This window comes from Pararhizobium sp. LjRoot255 (assembly GCF_964252905.1).
Lineage (GTDB): Bacteria > Pseudomonadota > Alphaproteobacteria > Rhizobiales > Rhizobiaceae > Pararhizobium.
This window is the reverse complement of the sequence record NZ_CAXUPQ020000001.1, coordinates 1,007,563-1,027,321: the sequence shown is the minus strand read 5'-3', so window position 1 is coordinate 1,027,321 and position 19,759 is coordinate 1,007,563. Positions and strand designations below refer to the sequence as shown.

Annotated in this window: 15 protein-coding genes; 8 read left to right on the top strand and 7 right to left on the bottom strand. The window is 63.1% G+C overall.

Features of this window, described 5'->3' with window-relative positions; all coding sequences use genetic code 11:
* Window positions 1–218: 218 nt before the first annotated feature.
* A complete protein-coding gene (locus tag ACSQ2W_RS05085; protein WP_436085286.1) occupies window positions 219–1,235 on the top strand; it encodes a Tim44 domain-containing protein in 1,017 nt (338 codons plus the stop codon).
* Window positions 1,236–1,364: 129 nt separating this feature from the next.
* Here ACSQ2W_RS05085 and ACSQ2W_RS05080 read toward each other — a convergent pair whose 3' ends face one another.
* The 4 genes from ACSQ2W_RS05080 to ACSQ2W_RS05065 form a co-directional block, all read right to left on the bottom strand.
* Window positions 1,365–3,581, bottom strand: coding sequence for an FAD-dependent oxidoreductase (locus ACSQ2W_RS05080; RefSeq protein WP_436085285.1), 2,217 nt, complete (start codon window positions 3,579–3,581; stop codon window positions 1,365–1,367).
* Between the two features lie 19 nt (window positions 3,582–3,600).
* Window positions 3,601–3,978, bottom strand: coding sequence for a cupin domain-containing protein (locus tag ACSQ2W_RS05075; RefSeq protein ID WP_436085284.1), 378 nt, complete (start codon window positions 3,976–3,978; stop codon window positions 3,601–3,603).
* 4 nt (window positions 3,979–3,982) lie between these two features.
* Complete coding sequence (locus ACSQ2W_RS05070) at window positions 3,983–5,191, bottom strand: acetyl-CoA C-acetyltransferase (RefSeq protein ID WP_436085283.1); 1,209 nt, start codon at window positions 5,189–5,191, stop codon at window positions 3,983–3,985.
* A gap of 195 nt (window positions 5,192–5,386) precedes the next feature.
* Window positions 5,387–7,183: an acyl-CoA dehydrogenase C-terminal domain-containing protein gene (locus ACSQ2W_RS05065; protein ID WP_436085282.1), complete on the bottom strand. Its 1,797-nt coding sequence runs from the start codon at window positions 7,181–7,183 to the stop codon at window positions 5,387–5,389.
* Window positions 7,184–7,589: 406 nt separating this feature from the next.
* On the opposite strand from ACSQ2W_RS05065, the gene ACSQ2W_RS05060 reads away from it, so the two are divergent.
* From ACSQ2W_RS05060 to ACSQ2W_RS05040, 5 genes are all read left to right on the top strand, one after another.
* Window positions 7,590–11,579, top strand: coding sequence for a peptidoglycan-binding protein (locus tag ACSQ2W_RS05060; protein ID WP_436085281.1), 3,990 nt, complete (start codon window positions 7,590–7,592; stop codon window positions 11,577–11,579).
* Window positions 11,580–11,881: 302 nt separating this feature from the next.
* A complete protein-coding gene (locus ACSQ2W_RS05055; RefSeq protein ID WP_436085280.1) occupies window positions 11,882–12,808 on the top strand; it encodes a sulfite exporter TauE/SafE family protein in 927 nt (308 codons plus the stop codon).
* The gene (locus tag ACSQ2W_RS05050) at window positions 12,808–13,596 is read left to right on the top strand and encodes a TIGR02186 family protein (protein WP_436085279.1); all 789 of its coding nucleotides are present in this window, start codon (window positions 12,808–12,810) and stop codon (window positions 13,594–13,596) included. The genes ACSQ2W_RS05055 and ACSQ2W_RS05050 overlap by 1 nt, the downstream gene beginning before the upstream one ends.
* Before the next feature lie 85 nt (window positions 13,597–13,681).
* The gene (locus ACSQ2W_RS05045) at window positions 13,682–13,918 is read left to right on the top strand and encodes an Lrp/AsnC ligand binding domain-containing protein (protein WP_112847795.1); all 237 of its coding nucleotides are present in this window, start codon (window positions 13,682–13,684) and stop codon (window positions 13,916–13,918) included.
* Between the two features lie 273 nt (window positions 13,919–14,191).
* Window positions 14,192–14,755, top strand: coding sequence for a dihydrofolate reductase family protein (locus ACSQ2W_RS05040; protein ID WP_436085278.1), 564 nt, complete (start codon window positions 14,192–14,194; stop codon window positions 14,753–14,755).
* On the opposite strand, the gene pdeM is transcribed toward ACSQ2W_RS05040, so the two are convergent.
* On the bottom strand, window positions 14,752–15,477 hold the full coding sequence (pdeM, locus tag ACSQ2W_RS05035) for a ligase-associated DNA damage response endonuclease PdeM (protein WP_436085277.1): 726 nt from the start codon (window positions 15,475–15,477) through the stop codon (window positions 14,752–14,754). The two genes, ACSQ2W_RS05040 and pdeM, sit on opposite strands and share 4 nt — an antisense overlap.
* A gap of 61 nt (window positions 15,478–15,538) precedes the next feature.
* Window positions 15,539–18,079 carry a ligase-associated DNA damage response DEXH box helicase gene (locus ACSQ2W_RS05030; RefSeq protein ID WP_436085276.1) on the bottom strand — a complete coding sequence of 847 codons (2,541 nt, stop codon included), beginning with the start codon at window positions 18,077–18,079 and terminating at the stop codon, window positions 15,539–15,541.
* 136 nt (window positions 18,080–18,215) lie between these two features.
* On the opposite strand from ACSQ2W_RS05030, the gene ACSQ2W_RS05025 reads away from it, so the two are divergent.
* Entirely contained in the window at window positions 18,216–18,419 is a 204-nt protein-coding gene (locus ACSQ2W_RS05025) for a hypothetical protein (RefSeq protein WP_037119950.1), read from the top strand.
* A 33-nt stretch (window positions 18,420–18,452) separates the two neighbouring features.
* Here the strand turns inward: ACSQ2W_RS05025 and ACSQ2W_RS05020 are convergent, their stop codons facing one another.
* Window positions 18,453–19,094 carry a YitT family protein gene (locus ACSQ2W_RS05020; RefSeq protein WP_436087676.1) on the bottom strand — a complete coding sequence of 214 codons (642 nt, stop codon included), beginning with the start codon at window positions 19,092–19,094 and terminating at the stop codon, window positions 18,453–18,455.
* Between the two features lie 143 nt (window positions 19,095–19,237).
* Here ACSQ2W_RS05020 and ACSQ2W_RS05015 point away from each other — a divergent pair, with 143 nt between their 5' ends.
* Complete coding sequence (locus ACSQ2W_RS05015; protein WP_436085275.1) at window positions 19,238–19,738, top strand: RrF2 family transcriptional regulator; 501 nt, start codon at window positions 19,238–19,240, stop codon at window positions 19,736–19,738.
* Window positions 19,739–19,759 lie beyond the last annotated feature (21 nt).

The following is a 19,759-nucleotide window of genomic DNA, read 5'->3' as shown; positions in this document are numbered from 1 at the left end:
CGTCCTCACCTCTAAACGATGGTAACGCCCCATTATCGCGGGGAAAACCGGGCGGGGGAGGTTCGATGGCTGAACTTTTTGGAGCCGCGCGGAAACGCAGGGCCCCCCGCTTTACCGTGAACTCGCCCGTAAAGCCCCTTCAATTCCGCCGCATATTCCCCATATGTCGTACGCGAGCGCGCCTGCCGCGCTGGGAGAGAACAACAGGATTGGGTTTTATGTTTAGGTTTGGACGCGTTCTGGCGACCTTTGCGGTCGCCTCTATGGTGATGCTCACGGTGGTCGATCTGGCCGAGGCGCGCCGTGCCGGCAGCGGCTTCGGCAGCAGGGGCACACGGACATTCTCCGCGCCGCCGACCACCCGCACGGCGCCGGGCGATGCAACGCCGATCAACCGGACGATGACGCCGCAGAGCCAAGCCACTCCCGGCCAGCAGACTATGGGCCAGGCGACCCGTCCCGGCGCGCAGCGTCCGGGGGGCCTGTTTGGCGGCTTCGCAGGCTCCATGCTCGGCGGCCTGGCGCTCGGTGGATTGATCGGCATGATGATGGGCAACGGCCTCGGGGGCGCTGCCGGTTTCCTCGGCCTCATCCTGCAGATGGCGCTGATTGCCGGTGCCGTGATGCTTGCCATGCGCTTTTTCGGCCGCCGCCAGACCGCATCGCCGGCAGGCTACGCGCGGCATCAATCGGCCGGATATTCCGGCGCCTCGCCGATGCAGGGCTTTGGCGCGCAGGGCTCCGGCACGCCCTCCTTCAAGATTCCGCAGATCGGCGGCGGCGCACGGCAGGAGGCCGTGCGGACCGCGTCCCAATCGACGGACGAGATCGGCGTCGGCGAGCAGGATCTCGACCAGTTCGATACCATGCTGAAACAGGTGCAGGCAGCCTACGCGGCCGAGGATTATGCGGCACTGCGCAAGCTGACGACACCGGAGGCGATGTCCTGGCTGGCGGAAGAACTGAGCGAGAACGCCACCAAGGGCCTGAAGAACGAGGTCAGCGACGTGCATCTGGTGCAAGGCGACGTGGCGGAAGCCTGGCACGAGGACGGCGCCGACTATGCGACGGTTGCCATGCGCTACGAGAGCATCGACGTGACGCGCGACCGCGCCACCGGCCGCGTCGTCGAGGGCGATCCGGACCATCCGACCGAAACCGTCGAACTGTGGACCTTCCTGCGCAAGCGCGGTGGTGACTGGCAGGTCTCGGCTATCCAGGGCATGGCGGCCTGATGTGCCTTTCTTCTCCGAGGGGAAGTAGCGGCCCATAAATCACCCCACCCGGTGCTTTGCTCCGCCCCTCCCCCTCAAAGGGAGGGGTGGATCATCGCCCGGGTTGATCTTCGGACATGTCGCCAATCCTCACGCTGCCTTGACCGCCGCCCCATACGGATCAAACCGCCCGTAAAACGTCTCGCCCTTCGCCGCCATGTCCTTGAGCAGCGGCGTCGGCTGGAAGTGGTCGCCGTAGGAGGCCGCCAGCCTTTCGCAGAGTTCCACGAACGTCTTCACGCCCATGCCATCGATGTAGCTCAGCGTGCCGCCGGTGTAGGGGGCGAAGCCGAAGCCGAGGATGGAGCCGACGTCGGCTTCGCGGGGGTCGGTGACGATGCCTTCCTCCATGGTGCGGGCGGCTTCGAGCGCGATGGTGACGAGGAAGCGCTGCTTGATCGTCTCGACGTTGAAGCTGTCTGCCGGTTTCTGCGGATAGAGGTCCTTGAGGCCTGGCCACAGCGACTTTTTGGCAGGTTTGGCGGGATAGTCGTAAAAACCCTTGCCGTTCTTGCGGCCGCGGCGGTCGAGTTCGTCGACCAGCGTGTTGATCAGCGCCATGTGGCGGGGATCGACCGAGGCCTCGCCAAGGTCGGTAATCGAGGCTTTCAGGATCTTCTGGGAGAGGTCGATCGCCACCTCGTCGTTGAGCGACAGCGGTCCCACAGGCATGCCGGCCATCTTGGCGACGTTTTCGATCATCGCCGCGGGCACACCTTCGATCAGCATGTCATAGGCTTCGTGGATATAGCGGAAGACGCAGCGGTTGACGTAGAAGCCGCGCGTGTCGTTGACGACGATCGGCGTCTTCTTGATCGCGGCGACGAAATCGAGTGCTGTGGCCAGTGCCTTGTCGCCGGTTTCCTTGCCGAGGATGACTTCCGTCAGCATCATCTTCTCGACCGGCGAGAAGAAGTGGATGCCGATGAACTGGGCGGGGCGCTTCGAGTTTTTCGCAAGGCCGGTGATCGGCAGGGTCGAGGTGTTGGAGGCGAAGATGGCGTCTTGCGCCAGCACGGCCTCGACCTTCTCGATCACGTCCTTCTTTACCTGGCGATCCTCGAACACCGCCTCGACAACGAGCTTGACGTCCTTCAGGTCGTTGTAGTCGGCCGAGGGGGTGATGCGGGAGAGGAGGGCGGTTGCCTCATCCTGTGTCAGTCGTCCCTTACCGATCGAGTCCTTGACCAGGCCTTCCGAATGGGCCTTGCCCTTGTTTGCCGCTTCCATGTCGCGGTCGATCAGGGTGACATCGATGCCGGCGGCAGCAGTGACATAGGCGATCGAGGCGCCCATGAAGCCGGCGCCGACGACGCCGATCTGTTTCAAGTCCGATTTCGCGATGCCGGCGGGGCGGCGGGCGCCCTTGCCGAGTTCCTGCATCGATATGAACAGCGAGCGGATCATCGAGAAGGCTTCGGTGGTCTGCAGGATTTCGGTGAAATAGCGCTGCTCGATCTTGAGGCCCGTATCGAAGGGCACCTGCAGGCCTTCATAGACGCATTTGAGGATGGCAAGGCCGCCTGGATAGTTGCCGGCGGTTTCGCGGCGCAGGATCGCGGAGGCGGCCGGCCAGAGCTGGGCCGCCGCCGGCGTCCAGATGCCGCCGCCGGGCACCTTGTAGCCCTTCTCGTCCCAGGGCTGGACTGCTTTGAGGCCGTTCCTGATCATGGTTTTCGCGGCATTGATCAGTTCGGCGGGCTCGGCGATCTCGTGGATCAGGCCCATGGCCTTGGCGCGCTGCGGGGTAAGCGAGGAACCGGTGGTCATCATCTGCAACGCGTCCTGCGCGTTGGTCAGGCGCGGAACGCGCTGCGTGCCGCCGGCGCCGGGGAAGATGCCGACCTTGACCTCGGGAAGCGCCAGCTTCACCGATTTCGAATTGGCAGCGACGCGGCCGTGGCAAGCCAGTGACAACTCAAACGCGCCGCCCATGCAGGTGCCGTTGATGGCCGAGACCCAGGGCTTGCCTGAGGTTTCCAGCTTGCGGAACAGGCCGGTCATCTGGCCGGTGAGATCGAACAGTTTTTGCGCGGCGTTTTCCGGATCAAGCTTCTTCTGCTCGGCCTGGAAGGTGAACATGGCCTTGATCATCGACAGGTCGGCGCCGCCGGAAAAGGTGGACTTGCCGGAGGTGAAGACGACACCCTTGACGGCCTCATTGGCCGTGGTCTCGTCGACGATGGCGTCGAGTTCCTTCATGACCTCGGCGGTGAAGACGTTCATCGACTTGTCGGGCATGTTCCAGGTGACGAGCGCAATGCCGTCGGCGTCGGTTTCGATGGTGAAGTTTGTGTAGGTGGTCATGGTCTCTCTCCCGGAGATGTCAGGCCGACAGGTGGCTGCGTTGCGCTTCGACGGTCTTGGTTTTCTCCATGACGACGTCGCCTGTGTGTTTGGTTTCCGATGGCTCGAACAGGACGATCCAGCATTCTTCTGCGGCGACCGGATTATGCTCGACGCCCTTCGGCACGACATGGAAATCGCCGGCCTTGAGGTGGACATGCGGCCGGTCGCGATACTCGATCGTCAGTTCGCCCTTCCAGATCAGGAACAGCTCGTCCTCGTCGCGGTGCGAATGCCAGGTCAGGCGATCCTGTACCTTGGCGAGCTTAACGCTCTGGCCATTGAGATCGGCAATGACGCGCGGCGACCAGTGATCGCTGATCTCGGCGAATTCGGTTTCGATTGTTCCGGTGTTCATGGGGTCACACCCGCTCGATGATGGTCGCGGTGCCCATGCCGGCGCCGATGCAGAGTGTGACGAGCGCAGTCTCAAGGCCGCGGCGCTCGAGCTCGTCGAGCACGGTGCCGAGGATCATCGCGCCGGTGGCGCCGAGCGGATGGCCCATGGCGATGGCGCCGCCGTTGACGTTGATCTTGTCGTGCGAGACGTCGAATGCCTGCATATAACGCAGCACGACGGCGGCGAAGGCCTCGTTGAGCTCGAACAGATCGATATCGGCGATCGACATGCCGGCGCGCTTCAGGAGCTTTTCGGTGACATCGACCGGACCGGTCAGCATCAGCGCCGGATCGGAGCCGATATTGGCAAAATGTTTGATGCGGGCGCGGGGCTTCAGCCCCATCGCCTCGCCGCCGGCCTTCGAACCGAGCAGGACAGCCGCCGAGCCATCGACGATGCCGGACGAATTGCCGGCGTGGTGGACGTAGTTGATGCGCTCGATTTCCGGATGCGCCTGGATGGCGACGGCCTCGAAGCCGCCCATCTCGCCGGGCATCTGGAAGGACGGATTGAGGCTCGCAAGGTTCTGCATCGTCGTCGTCGGACGCATGTGCTCGTCCTTGGCGAGGATCGTCAGGCCGTTCTGGTCCTTCACCGGGATGACCGACTTGTCGAAATAGCCGTTGTCCCAGGAGTTGCCGGCGCGCTTCTGGCTCTCGACGGCATAGGCATCGACGTCATCGCGGGAGAAGCCGTATTTGGTGGCGATCAGGTCGGCCGAGACGCCCTGCGGCATGAAATAGCCGGGAAAGTTGACGGAGGGATCCATATACCAGGCGCCGCCGGACATGCCCATGCCGATGCGCGACATGGATTCAACGCCGCCGGCAATGACGATGTCGTCGGCTCCGCAGGCGATCTTGCCGGCCGCGAAGTTGATGGCGTCGAGGCCAGACGCGCAGAAACGGGAGATCTGAATGCCCGGCGTTTTGGTGGAGTAGCCGGCCTCGAAGGCGGCGGCCTTCGGAATGACGGCACCGGCTTCGAACACGGGATCGACGCAGCCCATGATGATGTCGTCGACGGTGGACGTGTCGAGCCCGTTACGGTCGCGGATCGCCTGCAGCACGCGTGCCGCGAGCCGCGGTGTCGGCACCTCGTGCAGCGCCCCATCCTTCTTGCCCCGCCCGCGCGGCGTGCGCACGTGGTCGTAAACGAAGACTTCGGTCATTGTGTTTTCTCCCTATCGGCCATTGGCCGTGAATTCATTGTTTTCCTCTTCTCCCCAGCGGGAGAAGTGCCGAGCAACGCGAGGCGATGAGGGGGTCTCCGGCAAAGCCGGAGCCAGAAACGGCGCGCCTTCGGCGCCCCCTCATCCGGCCCTTTGGGCCACCTTCTCCCCGCTGGGGAGAAGAGGCAAGCGCAATTAGAACGCGTCCGCGTCGAGCGCCATCAGCGTATCGGCGCCGGTTTCGATGCGGGCCTTGCGCAGGGCGGTTTCCGGCATGATGCGTTCCATGAAGAACTTGGCAGTGACAAGCTTGTTCTTCAGGTAGGCGTCGCGGGCTGTGTCGCCGGCGGCGAGTTTCTCTTCCGCGGTCTTGGCGATCTTCGCCCACATATAGCCGAGGACGACGAGGCCGAAGAGGTGCATGTAGTCGGTCGAGCCGGCGCCGGCATTGTCGGGCTTGGCCATGGCATTGCCCATGAACCACATCGTCGCTGCCTGCAGGTCGTTCAGGCCCTTCTTCAGGCCCTTGGTGTAGGTAACGAGCTTCTCGTCGGAGCGGTTCTCCTCGCAGAAATCGCCGATTTCCTTGAACACCGCGGTGATCGCCCGGCCGCCGTTCAGCGCCAGCTTGCGGCCGACGAGGTCGAGCGCCTGGATGCCGTTGGCACCTTCGTAGATCATCGCGATGCGGGCGTCGCGGACATACTGGCTCATGCCGTGTTCTTCGATATAGCCGTGGCCGCCGAAGACCTGCTGGGCCATGACGGCATGGTCGAAGCCCTTGTCGGTCAAGACGCCCTTCAGGATCGGCGTCATCAGGCCGAGGATGTCGTCGGCGGTCTGGCGATCCTTTTCATTGTCGCCGCGATGGGCGATGTCGGATTTCAGCGCCGTCCAGAGCGTGAAGGCGCGGCCTGCCTCGTTGAAGGCCTTGATGGTCATCAGGACGCGGCGGATGTCGGGATGGACGATGATCGGATCGGCTTGTCTCTCCGGTGCCTTGGCGCCGGAGAGCGAGCGGCCCTGGATACGGTCGCGAGCATAGTCGGCGGCGTTCTGGTAGGCGACTTCGGCGATCGACAGGCCCTGCATGCCGACGCCGAGGCGTGCTTCGTTCATCATCACGAACATGGCATTCAGGCCCTTGTTCTCCGCGCCGATGAGATAGCCGGTGGCCTCGTCATAGTTCATGACGCAGGTCGAATTGCCGTGGATGCCCATCTTGTGCTCGATCGCGCCACAGGAGACCGTGTTGCGGCCACCAACGGAGCCGCCAGCCTCGACGTGGAACTTCGGCACGATGAACAGCGAAATGCCCTTCACTCCTTCCGGCGCGCCTTCGATGCGGGCAAGCACAAGATGGATGATGTTGTCCGCCATGTCGTGTTCGCCGGCGGAAATGAAGATTTTCTGGCCGGAAATCCTGTAGGAGCCGTCAGCCTGCGGCACGGCCTTCGTGCGCAGGAGGCCGAGATCAGTGCCGCAGTGGGGCTCGGTGAGGTTCATGGTGCCGGTCCACTCGCCCGTCACCAACTTCGGCAGATAGGTCTCTTTCTGGGCGTCGGTGCCGTGAACGAGGATCGCCGCGATCGCGCCCTGGGTGAGGCCCGGATACATGGTCAGCGCCATGTTGGCAGAGGACATATATTCGCCGACGGCCGTGTGCAGCGTATAGGGCAGGCCCTGGCCGCCGAATTCCTCCGGTACGGCTAGGCCGAGCCAGCCGCCCTGGCGGTACAGATCGAACGCCTGCTTGAAGCCTTTGGGCGTCGTCACCGTCGCATCATCGTGGCGTTTGCAGCCTTCCTGGTCGCCCGAGAGGTTGACGGGGAACAGCACTTCCTCGGCGAGTTTGGCAGCCTCGCCGACGATCGCTTCGATCATGTCCGGCGTCGCATCGGCAAAGCCGGGAAGGTTGTTGTAGCGCTCGATGCCGAGAACGTCGTTGAGAATGAAAAGCGTGTCTTCTACCGGGGCCTTGTAGTTGGGCATGTGTCGTGTTCCTCACCTGTAACCCTGTCACGGGGCAAACCATCACGGGTGTACCATGTCATTTTCAACATGCTACAAAACTTTGACGTTTGCGTAAACGTCAAAATTGACGGAGGCGATAACTTTACCGCTCGGCCCTATCTGTGGCCGGCATACTGATGTGCCGAAAATCGCCGCCTGAATGCCTCCCGGGGGCCAGCATGCGCGGAAATCGTTAAAAAATTTTCAGCCTGGTTAACGGCTTATTTACCACGTTTGCCGAAAGTGCGTGCTGAGATGGTCAAAGCTGCAACCGTTCTGTCTTCGTTGCAGCCTTGTCCGGGTTGTTGCCGGAGTATCCGAAGGCGGGGACATGCCTTGCTGACGCCGGGATTCCGATCAAGGCCCATGAAAGAGGCGAAGAACGATGAACGCATCGCGATCAAATTCCCCACGCCCTGGCGCCCAGTCCTATGGCGACAGGTCGTCCTTTGATGCGCTGAACCGCACGATCGAAGGGCTGGAAGCGCGGATCGAAGGATTGATGGGAACCGCCGCGCGTGATCCGCGCGGACGCGCCGCGATAGAACGCGATATTCCCGCGGCCCGGCCCGATCCGATCGCCGAGATCATGCAGCGCCAGCGCACGCTGACGGCAACCCGCGAGCGCGATGTCGTTCGCGAACGCGTGCCGCAGCGCGGGCCGGAGCCACTCAGCTATGACGAGCGCCGCGCGGCACCAGCCCAGTCACAGGTCCCGCCGGGACGCGACGTGCCGGTTTCGCCGCAATTCAGCGAAGGGCTGCGCCGCGAGCCCCATCGCAGCGAGCAGTTCCGCCGGGAGCCGCTGCGCCACGAAACCGCGCGTCAAGAATCGCACCGTCTGGAAGCCCAGCGCCAGGAACCCCAGCGCCAGGAACCCCAGCGCCAGGAATTCCTGCACCGCGAGCCCGTTCGCAACGAGGCCCTGCGTTCGGAGCAATTCCGAAGCGAGCCGCAGCGTCCGGATCCGGCGATGACCGAGATTGCCCAAGCTCTGGTCGGCCTGCGCCAGGACTTGAAGAAGGACATAGCCGACGGACTTTCCCGCGAAATGAATGCTCTGCGCACTGAAATCCGTGGCATCACGGTCGATGCGGCGCAGGACCAGTCGGTGGCCGGGGATATACGCGGCGACCTGCAGAAGCTTTCCGACAGCATCAACCAACTCGGCCGGCAGGCGTCCCCGTCGCAGGCCGATGCGCTCAAGGTCGAGTTCGACGAACTGCGCGCCATGATCGACGGCCTTGCCCGCGAAGACAGCGTGCGCCGCATGGAAAGCCGCTGGACCGGCGTCGAAGACCGGATGAATGCCTTCGATTCGAACCGCGACGACGAACTGGTGGCGCTCGCCTACCGGCTCGACGAAATCAAGTCGCAGATCGGCTCGATGAACAGCAGCCCGGCCCTGCATGCCCTGGAAGACAAGCTGGTCTCGGTTGCCCAGGCAATTGAGATGATCGGCCGTCATATGCAGCCGGACGACCGCCGCCTCGCCTCGCAATTCGCCGATCTCGATGCGCGTCTCGATGAAATCAGCCGCGCCATCGTTGCGAGCGGCCGCACTGCCGGCCCCGACAATACCGGTGTGAACCGCGTCGAGGGTCGCCTTGCCGACCTTTCGCGGCAGATCGACAGTCTGCAGGGTCCATCCGACACCGGCCTCGGCGCACGCATAGAAGCTCTGGCCGCGCGCGTCGAGGAATTGGCGAACGAGGAAGCAGCGGTGCGTCTCGAAGAGCGCCTCGACCAGCTGTCGCTGATGCTGGAGCGTGCGCAGAAGGCCTCCGCCCAGCCGGATCTGACAGGGTATCTCTCCGATATCTCCCGCAAGATCGATGCGCTCGACCAGGGCTCCGTCAACGATGTGCTGGCCGAGCGTCTCGACGATCTCGCTCGCCGGATCGACCGGCTGGATATGCCTTCCGCCGGCTATGGCGGTGAGGACCGTTTCACCCGGCTCGAAGGCCAGCTTTCGGACATTGCCATCCGTCTCGAAGAAACCCATGCCGCCCCTTACGACGACAGCGAGATCCTGCGCAGCCTGCAGGACCAGATCGCCAACCTGTCAAGCCTCGTCAGCCAGCCGCGTGAGGCGATCCAGAGTGCCGTCCCGGCCGAATTCGAAGGCCGGATGAGCGCGCTCGAGGACTATCTGGCGACCAGCGACGAATATATCATCGAGGCCGCCCGGCAGGCGGCCGAGGCGGTGATGGAGGCCTATGCCAGGAATGGTGTCGCACACACGGCTTCCGGCGGAACGGACATGGCAGCTATCTCGGCGCTTGCCGACGACTTGAAGGTTCTCGAAGACCTGAGCCGTTCGAGCGAGGAGCGCACGGCGCGTACCTTCGAAGCTCTGCATGAGACGCTGGTTCATATCGCCGAAAAGCTCGAGCGCTTGGAAGAACTCGGCTTCGAGCGCGAGGAGGCCCCGCGCGCCTTTGGCACACGCGGGCAGGACAGCCAGCCGCACATGCCGAAGGCGGAGCAACCGGTTTTCGAGATGGAGGACGAGCCCTTCACCGAGGCTGATTTCAGCCACCATCACGAGGAACTGAAGCGCGACTTGCATGAGCTCGCGGCAGAAGCCGATGCATCGGCTCCATCGCGCGAAGAGGTCGCGGAGGCGGTTCAGATCGTTTCCGAACAGGCTAGCGTGTATCAGGACGATGTGAAGACGAAGGCGGCTCCGTCCGTCAGGACCGGTCTTCTCGCCGGCCTGACCAAGCGGTTCTCCGGCAAGCGCAGCGAACCGGCGCGCGCGGTGGAACGCCAGGTCGTCGATCCGACGCCGCCGATCGATGCATCGGAAGTCATCGAGCCGGAGGCGGCCAACCAATTGCTGGAGCCCGGCTCAGGCGTGCCGGACGTCAAGAAGATCCTGGAGCGCGTGCGGGCCGGCCAGGCCAACCGCAATGCGCCGCCGAGCGAGGTGGACAAGGCGGATTTCATCGCGGCCGCCAGGCGCGCGGCCCAGCTCGCCGCCGAAGAGGCCGATGCGCTGAACCGCGGCAAGAGCGGTGCTGCCGCATCTCCGATCGGCGGCGCCTTTGCCCGCCATCGTCGCCCCATCCTGATGGCGGTCGGTGCCGTGCTGCTGGCGATCATGTCCTATCCGCTGGTCAACACGCTGATCCGCGGCGATCGGGCGCCGGTCGAGGGACCCGTTGCTGTCATCGAGCAGCCGGTCGCGAGCGACATGCCGGAAACCGCGAATATTGCCGCGGCGACGGCGGCCAGCGACAATGACGTCGAGCCGCTGAGCACGCTGCAGCAGGAAGAAGCCAAGGCCGGACAGCCGGCCGCCGCGCCGCAGACGGTGCAGCTGGGAACCGCTGCAACAGAGACGAAGCTGCCCAAGGCCATGGAGACAAAACCGGAAACGGTGACTGGCGCGGCGCAGATGCTTTCGCCCGCAGCCTCGCTGACACCCACTGATGCGGCGGACGGGCTGGATGGCGCAAAGGATGAGGCGGGCAAGACCGCACCCCTGACGCTCCCCGCCGGCACCCAGACCGCAATCATCGTTCCCGCCGAGATCGAGTCGCAGGCGCTCGCCGAAGCCGCCAGGAAAGGCGATCCGCTGGCGCTGTTCGAGGTTGGCGCTGTCTACACCGAGGGGCGCGGCGTCAAGATCGATCTTGCCGAGGCGGCGAAGTGGTATCAGCGCGCTGCCGACGCGGGCGTCGTTCCGGCCGAATACCGGCTGGCGAGCCTCTATGAAAAAGGCACCGGCGTTGCCCGCGACCCGAACAAGGCGCGCGCGCTCTATCTCCAGGCCGCCGAGAAGGGTAACGCGAGCGCCATGCACAATCTCGCCGTCATGCTTGCGAGCGGCGGCGAAGGGGCTCCGGATTTTGCCGGCGCCGGAAAATGGTTTGCGATGGCGGCTGATCGTGGCATCCGCGACAGCCAGTTCAACCTCGCCATCCTCTATGCGCGCGGCAACGGCGTGAAGCAGGATCTGGAAGAGTCCTACAAGTGGTTCGCCGTTGCCGCACGCGATGGAGATGCCGATGCCCGCCAGAAGCGTGATGAGGTGGCCAAGGCCATGAGTGCGGAACAGTTGACGAGCGCCAAGGCGAAGTTCGCGGCGTGGAAGCTGACGCCGCTCGACGCCACGGCCAATTCGGTCGATGTGCCCGACACGTGGGTCGGCAAGGGCGTGAAGACCGCTTCGATCGACATGAAGAAGGCGCTGCGCAACATCCAGGCAATCCTCAACAACAACGGCTTCGATGCCGGCAAGCCGGACGGCGAGATGGGCAAGAAGACAAAGGCCGCCATCAAGGCCTTCCAGAAATCACTCGGCCAGGAACCGACCGGCGAGATTACCGACGCGCTGGTCAAGGAACTGCTGAAGCGAAACGGCTGAAGCGTTGCAGGTCCATTCGGACGCAAGCGATCGCTTTGACCGGCAGAGTTTCCAAAACGGTGTCTGCGGCCGCAATAATGCCGCAGACCAGCCGGACAAGGAGGCCTGCAACGGGCTAGGCCTCAAGCCTTGCAAAAGGTTGACAGGACAAGTCCCGGGGCGCATGACGGAACGACGTTGAATTCGCAATTTCGAATTGGTTTTCAGACCTGTTCCATTCCAAATCTCCTGTGGTGAATCACTTGCCACTTTGATGTTTTCCGCCCGCCTTGCGGGCTATTGGCGTATTTAGAGGTCTGGCCGTGACGGTGTATCTGCCCATTGCAGAGTTGTCGGTGAACATTCTCATCATTCTCGGCATGGGCGCGGCCGTCGGCTTCTTGTCCGGCATGTTCGGCGTCGGCGGCGGCTTCCTGATCACGCCGCTCCTGATCTTCTACAATATCCCGCCCGTCGTCGCGGTCGCCACGGGTGCAAACCAGGTCGTTGCCTCCTCGATTTCCGGCGCCATCACCCATTTCCGTCGCGGCACCATCGACATCAAGCTCGGCACGGTGCTGCTCGGCGGTGGCCTGGCCGGCGCTACGCTCGGCATCTGGCTTTTCGCGCTTCTGCGGCGCATGGGCCAACTCGATCTGGTCATTTCGCTCGCCTACGTGATCTTGCTTGGCACGGTTGGCACGCTGATGCTGTGGGAAAGCATCATCGCCTTGCGCCGTGCCGCGAAAAACGAGACGGTGACGCTGCGCAAGCCAGGGCAACACAACTGGATCCACGGACTGCCGCTGAAGATGCGGTTCAAGAAATCGAAGATCTATCTCAGCGTCATCCCGGTCGCCACGCTCGGCTTCTGCATCGGCGTCCTGACCTCGGTCATGGGGGTCGGCGGCGGGTTCATCATGGTGCCGGCGATGATCTATCTGCTGCGCATCCCGACCAGTGTCGTCGTCGGCACCTCGCTGTTCCAGATCGTCTTCGTTTCCGCCTACACGGTGATCGTCCAGGCGACGGCCAACTACACGGTCGATATCGTGCTCGCCTTCGTGCTGATGATCGCTGGGGTGATCGGGGCGCAATATGGCGTGCGCGTCGGCCAGAGGCTGCGCGGCGAGCAACTCAGGGCGCTGTTGGCGCTCCTGGTTCTGGCCGTCGGCATCCGCCTTGCCATCGAACTCGTCATCCCGCCGCAGGAAATCTATTCGGTCGTTTCCGCGGGGCTCGGCTTCTGATGCGGATCGTCGCGCGCCTTCTGCTGCTCTGTCTCGGTTTCGTTGCGCCGCTCGCTGTGCAGGCGGAGCCGATGGACTTTACCGAGAAGCTCGACATCGGCATCTCGACCGACGAGATTTCCATCACCTCGGACTTCCGCGGCGCCGATCTGACGATTTTCGGCGCCATTGACGGCTTCAATACCAACCTTCTGGCTCAGGGCAAATACAACATCGTCGTTGCCCTCGAAGGACCGAAGGAAAACACCACGGTGCGCAAGAAGGAGCGTGTCTTCGGCATCTGGATCAACACCAATTCGATGACCTTCGAGCTGGTGCCGGAATCCTATTCGCTGTCGAGTACGCGCGACATCGAGACGATCGCGCCGCCCGGCGACATGAACAATATGGGCATTGGTGTCGCGCACATGCCGCTGACGCCGATCGGCTATATCGGCGACGGCAGCAATCTCACCGAATTCCGCGACGCCTTCCGGCGCTTGAAGGAAACGTCGGGCGTCTACCAGCGCGATCCGGGTGGCGTGCAGTTCATCAGCTCCAGCCTGTTCAAGGCCTCGGTGCGGCTGCCGGCCGACGTGCCGAATGGTGTTCACATCGTGCGCGCCTACCTCTTTCGCGATGGTGTTTTCGTTGCCGCCAAGGCGCTGCCGCTGCGGGTCGTCAAGACGGGCCTCGAACAGGCAATCACCCGTGCCGCGCATGAATCGCCGCTTTTCTACGGCATTACCGCCGTGCTTCTCGCCGTCGTCACCGGCTGGCTGGCAAGCATCGTCTTCCGCCGGGACTGATACGGGTTTGCCGCAGCGAAAAAACAGGTTATTGCGGTCGAGAAGCATCGAAAGGCCGTCAGCAGGCCGATGAAGGGATTGTCCGATGAAGCCGATTTTCGTCCAGCTGCAATGCGCGCCCGGTAAGACCTACGAAGTCGCCGACGTGATCTACAAGAAGGAAATCGTCTCGGAAATGTATTCGACCAGCGGCGATTACGATCTGCTGATCAAGGTCTACGTCGAGGAAGGCGAGGACATCGGCAAGTTCATCAACGACAACATCGCCACCGTCCCCGGCATCAACCGCTCGCTGACGACGCTGACGTTCAACGCGTTCTAGCAGGCCGCACGATCCGGCCGCCGCCGGATGTTTTCTCGGCATGCCCTCTTCGGAGTGATCTGAACCGTTGCGGTCGCGCGAGAGTTCGCCGGACATGTGAGCTCGGCGCAAAATTTCCGCGTTTCCAAACGTTATGGCACCCGCTTTGAAGCGCTCAAAACGGCATATGCGCTCGCGCGATTTGCCGCCAGAAAAACCGCTTGCATTTTGAAATCGGATTTCTTACCGTAAACTAGTTGCGAAACGAAATCGGTTATAGGAGGAGGAAGCGAGATGGGTAAGGTTGTCGTCTGGAATCTGATGTCGCTCGACGGTTATTTCGAAGGCGCAAAAAAGTGGGACCTGGATTTCCACATGCTTGTCTGGGGGCCGGAGCTGGAAGCGCTGAGCAAGGAGCTCGGCGGCAAGGCCGAGGCGCTGGTTTTCGGCCGCGTGACCTATGAGGGCATGAAGGCTTACTGGACGACGACGGAGGACGAGAGCGAGATCAAGACCTTTATGAACGCGCTGCCGAAGATCGTCGGCTCGCGCACCCTGGAAACGGCGGACTGGAACAACAGCCGTGTCGTTACCGACGTTGCCGCCGAACTCAAGCGGCTGACGCAGGCTTCGGAAAAGAACATCTACATCTTCGGCAGTGCCGAACTGGTCGCCTCGCTTTTGCCGGAGGAGGTGATCGACGAGATCATGGTCTGCATTGTGCCGGTTCTGCTCGGGCAGGGAACGCCGCTCTTCAAGCCCGCCGGCGAACGCAAGCCGCTCAAGCTGCTTGAATCCCGGCCGCTGAAGTCCGGTGGCGTTATTCTGCGGTATGAAATGGAGAAGCCTGCGGCCTAACCGAGGAGGTTGCTGTATCTTACCGAATAGATCCGGTCCCGACCTAGCATATGGGCGACGAGGCTCTGGCGGTCGAAGAGGCCGTGCATCGCCTTGTGGCGAAGGTCAAGGCCGCCGGTGGTGACGCCGAAGGCAGGCATGATCAGGCGCCTGCCATCGGTGGCGAAGCAGGCGCGGCGAACCCGTTTTTCCCGGCGCGTGACGGTCGCTGCCGGATGGAGATGGCCGGCAATCTCGCCGGCGGCGGCGTCCTTGGCCGGTTCGTGACGGAAGATGAGACCGGCGTAGTGGAGTTCGTCGGCGGACGAGCCCGGCAGGCTGACGGTGCCGTCTGGATCGTGATTGCCGTTGATCCAGATCCATTCGCGGCCGCGCGCCATGGTCTCGATCATCTGGCGGAAAAGCTCCGGCATCAGGGCCGAGCCGACGCGGTCGTGGAAATTATCGCCGAGGCTGATCACCATCTTCGGATTGTGGCGCGCGATGACGGCGTCGAGGATGCGCAGCGTCGCCAGCGTGTCATAGGGCGGTAAAAGCATGCCGCGCCGGGCAAAGGCCGAGCCCTTTTCCAGATGCAAGTCGGAAACGACGAGGATGTCGAGATCGGGCAGGTAGAGGCCGCCGAGCGGGTCGCAGACGGCCGCCACGCCGTTTATCACGGTGCGGGCGGAAAGCGCCGGATTGTCCGGTAGGGCGGCGATGGCGTGGGCTATGCGGTGCATGTGGTTCCGGCTTGTCGGTTCTGTTCAATGACTTTCTAGGGTCTGCAGTGACCTTTGCGCGTCAACTGACGCGCGGCACTGTGGCCAGCACCTCGCCAAACAATTCGTCGGCAGCTTCGGCAAGCAGGAAATCCTGTGCTTCGCCGCCGACCGCCTCCTTGCCGATTTCGAGCATGACCGGCACGGCCAGCGGCGAAATCTGCGTCAGCGGGCGATGGGTGATGTGGCCCTTGATTCGTGACAGCATACCGCCAAGCCGCTCGATCTCCAAAAGCCCGGTCGAGGCGTCGTTGCGGGTGGCTTCGAGCAGGATGTGGTCGGGCTCATGGCTGCGCAAGACGTCATAAATGAGGTCGGCGGACACTGTCACCTGCCGGCCGCTCTTTTCCTTGCCCGGATGGCGCTGGTCGATCAGTCCGGCGATGACCGCGCAGTTGCGGAAGGTGCGTTTCAGAAGGAAGCTCTCATTGAGCCAGGCCTCCAGGTCGTCGCCGAGCATGTCCTCGTCGAACAGGTCCGCAAGCCTCGGGCGGCCGGTCTTGAACGCAACGCCCAGGTCCTCCAGCCCCCAGACGGCCAGCGAATAGTCGGTGGCGACGAAGCCGAGCGGCTTCAGCCCGGCGCGGTCGAGCCGCCGCGTCAGGAGCATGCCGAGCGTCTGGTGGGCAAGCCGCCCCTCGAAGGCGTAGATGACCATGTAATGGCGGCTGCCGCGCGGGAAGGTCTCGATCAGCAGCTCGTCCTCCTTCGGCAGCATCGAGATGTCCCTCTGCAGCGACAGCCAGTCGCGCACCTGGTCCGGCAGGCTCGAATGGCGGGCAGGGTCGGCCAGCATCTTGCGCACCTGCTGGGCGAGGTAGGTGGAGAGCGGAAATTTGCCGCCGGCATAGGAGGGGACCTTGGGATCGAGCGTATAGCCCTGAGACACCAGGCATTCGTTTTCGCGAATGCCCTCGAAGCGCAACACCTTGCCGGAAAACAGGAAGGTATCGCCCGGCGACAGCATTTCGAGAAAATATTCCTCGACCTTGCCGAGCGGCATTCCTCCTCGACCGAGCGAGCCGCGGGCGTTGCGCTTGACCATGCGGACATTCAGCATCGGGGATTCGATGATCGTGCCGACGTTGAGACGATATTGCTGGGCGATCAGCGGGTTGGAGACACGCCAGAGGCCTTCGGGCGTCTTGCGGATCTTGGCGTAGCGCTCGTAGGAGCGCAGCGCATAGCCGCCGGTGGCGACGAAATCGACGATGCGCTCAAAGGTCTCCCAGGAAAGATCGGCATAGGGCGAAGCGCTGGTGATTTCGGCAAAAAGCGCCAATGGATCGAAGGGGGCGGCGCAGGCCATGCCGAGCACATGCTGGGCGAGCACGTCGAGCGCCCCCTTGCCGACAGGCGGGGTGTCCTGCGCGCCGATATAGTTGGCGTCGAGCGCAGCCTGGCACTCCATCACCTCGAAGCGGTTGGCCGGCACCAGGATGGCGCGGCTCGGCTCGTCCATGCGGTGGTTTGCGCGGCCGATGCGCTGGGCAAGGCGCGAGGCGCCCTTCGGCGCGCCGACATGGATGACCATGTCGACATCGCCCCAGTCGATGCCGAGATCGAGCGTCGAGGTCGCGACGACGGCGCGCAGCCTGTTTTCCGACATCGCCGCCTCGACCCTGCGCCGCTGCGCGACGTCGAGCGAACCGTGATGAAGGGCGATTGGCAGGTTGTCGTCGTTGATCGTCCAGAGTTGCTGGAACACCCGCTCCGCCTGGCTGCGGGTGTTGACGAAGAGCAGAGTGGTCTTCGTTTCACCGATCGCGCGGTAGATGTCGCCGATGGCATAGGCTGCGGAATGGCCGGCCCAGGGGACGTGCTCCTCGGTGCGCAGGATCGAAATCTGTGGTCGCGCGCCGCCGGTCACGGTGATCAGCCCGGCATGATTGTTTTCGCCCGCTTTCTGAGGGCTAAGCCACCGCTGCAGGTCCATGGGATCGGCGACGGTAGCGGAAAGGCCGATCACCTGCAGGCCGGGCGCCAGTATTCTGAGGCGGGCAAGGCCGAGCGACAGGAGGTGGCCGCGCTTGGAGGTGACGAGCGAATGCAATTCATCGAGCACCACATATTTCAGATCCTTGAAGAAGCGCTCAGCCTCGCCATTGGCGAGAAGCAGGGCCACCTGCTCCGGTGTCGTCAGGAGAATATCCGGCGGATTGAGCTTCTGGCGCTGGCGCTTGGCTTGAGGCGTGTCGCCGGTACGGTTTTCGACGCGCACCGGCAGCCCCATGTCGCCGACCGGCTTCATCAGATTGCGCTCGATATCGACGGCGAGCGCCTTCAAGGGCGAGATATAGAGCGTGTGGATGCCGGTGAAGGCGGAACCCGGCGGGATTTTCCCGCGCCCGGTGAGTGAGACCAACGACGGAAGAAATCCGGCGAGCGTCTTGCCGGCCCCGGTCGGCGCGATCAGGAGCATGCTTTCGCCGCCCTGCACACGGGAAAGCAGCTCCAGCTGATGCGCGCGCGGCTGCCAGCCCTTGTCCGCGAACCAGCGCAGGAAGGGCGGAGGGAGGAGCAGCGAGGTTACTGTGCGCGCGGCGGAATCGATCTGGTTCACGCGGGTGAATGTAGATCAAATAGCGTGGATTTGAAGAGTGCGGTTTGCGGGGCGAATGACCATGCCGCAATGAGAGAACACTTCCGCTCGCTCCGCATTGGTACTATTCTTGCAAAAAACCAGAAAGGAGTGGGGCATGCCGTTGTCAGCACCTGGTGAAACCGTCATTCCGCCCGACGAGCATATCCTGACCGTGCAGGAGGCACTCGAGCCGCTCTATCAGAAGCTCGAGCAGGAAGTGGAAACCAAGTTGGTGGAAGCCGCCGTCGATGCGGGGTGGTCTCCTTATGATGCGCTGAATGCCATCGACCAGCTGAAAAAGCATGATGGTTTGCAATGACGCCGTCGAACGACTGAAACTCGGGCGTCTCCCTCACATCGCGATATAGCGATCCTTGCGGTGGTTCACCGCCAGCGTGATGTTCATCACCAGCGCGCCTGCGATCGAGCAGGCGATGATGTAGGGGCTGGCGAGGAAGACGGAACAGGCGACGATGGCGCAGTCGAAGCCGAGCTGGACGAAGCCGGCGCGCCAGCCGAAGCGGTCCTGGAGATAGAGCGCCAGAATGCCGATGCCGCCGAGGCTGGCGCGATGGCGAAAGAGCGCCAGCAGGCCTGCGCCGATGACGAGGCCGCCGAACAGCGCGCCGACAAGCGGATCGACATGGGTAAGGCCGAGCGCCCGCGGCAGGACTTCCGACAGGGTTGCGGTGATGGCGACGGCGGCGAAGGTCTTCAGCATGAAGGCAAGGCCCATGCGGCGGAAGGCGAGATAGTAGAAGGGCAGGTTTGCCACAAAGAAGCAGGCGCCGAAGCTGAAGCCCGTCGCGTAATGGATGAGAAAGGCAATGCCCGGCACGCCGCCCGTCAACAGCCCGGCGCTGGACAGGAGCGTGATGCCGAGCACCGCAAGCATGCTGCCGGAGACAACGCCCTGCACATCGTCGGCAATCGAGTGCCGTTTGGCGCTCGAAGCCATCAGCGTCGCAAAGACTGATTTTGCCGGTGTTGCCATCATTTTTGTCGTGCCCCTTGCTCTTGGAAATTCCGTTCTATCCTCCGCTTTGCCAAAGGCAAGCGCGGGGGGCGGATTTTGGCGGTTGACAAACACGATAATCATGGATAAAAAAGATCCATGATTATCGGAGGGAGAGAGCGGTGAAACTGGGCGAGGGTGTCGAGCAGGCCATTCACAGCGTTGCGATGCTGTCGAGCCTTTCGCAGGGCGGGGTGCTCTCGGCTGCGGCGATCGCCGAGTTTCATGGTGTCTCGACCAGCTATCTCTTGAAGCATCTGCAGGCGCTGTCGGGTGCCGGCATTCTCGACACGGTGCCCGGCCCGAAGGGCGGATACCGGCTGGCACGAAAGCCGGCCGACATTACGCTTCTCGATATCGTCCTTGCCGTCGAAGGTCCGGCACCAGCTTTCCGCTGCAGCGAAATCCGCCAGCGTGGACCGAACCCGCTGCCGAGCCGGTATTTCGCCAAGCCCTGCGGCATCTCCGCCGCCATGCTGAAGGCCGAGCAGGTCTACAGGGCCGAGCTGGCAAAGACCACGATCGCCGATCTCGGACGCGCCTTGGCCGAGGTCGATGACGGCGGGATCGCAGCCCGGGGCTGCGCCTTCCTTGAAATCCATGAACGCAAAACGGCTCGCTGAGCCATCACAAAGGAGAAGACC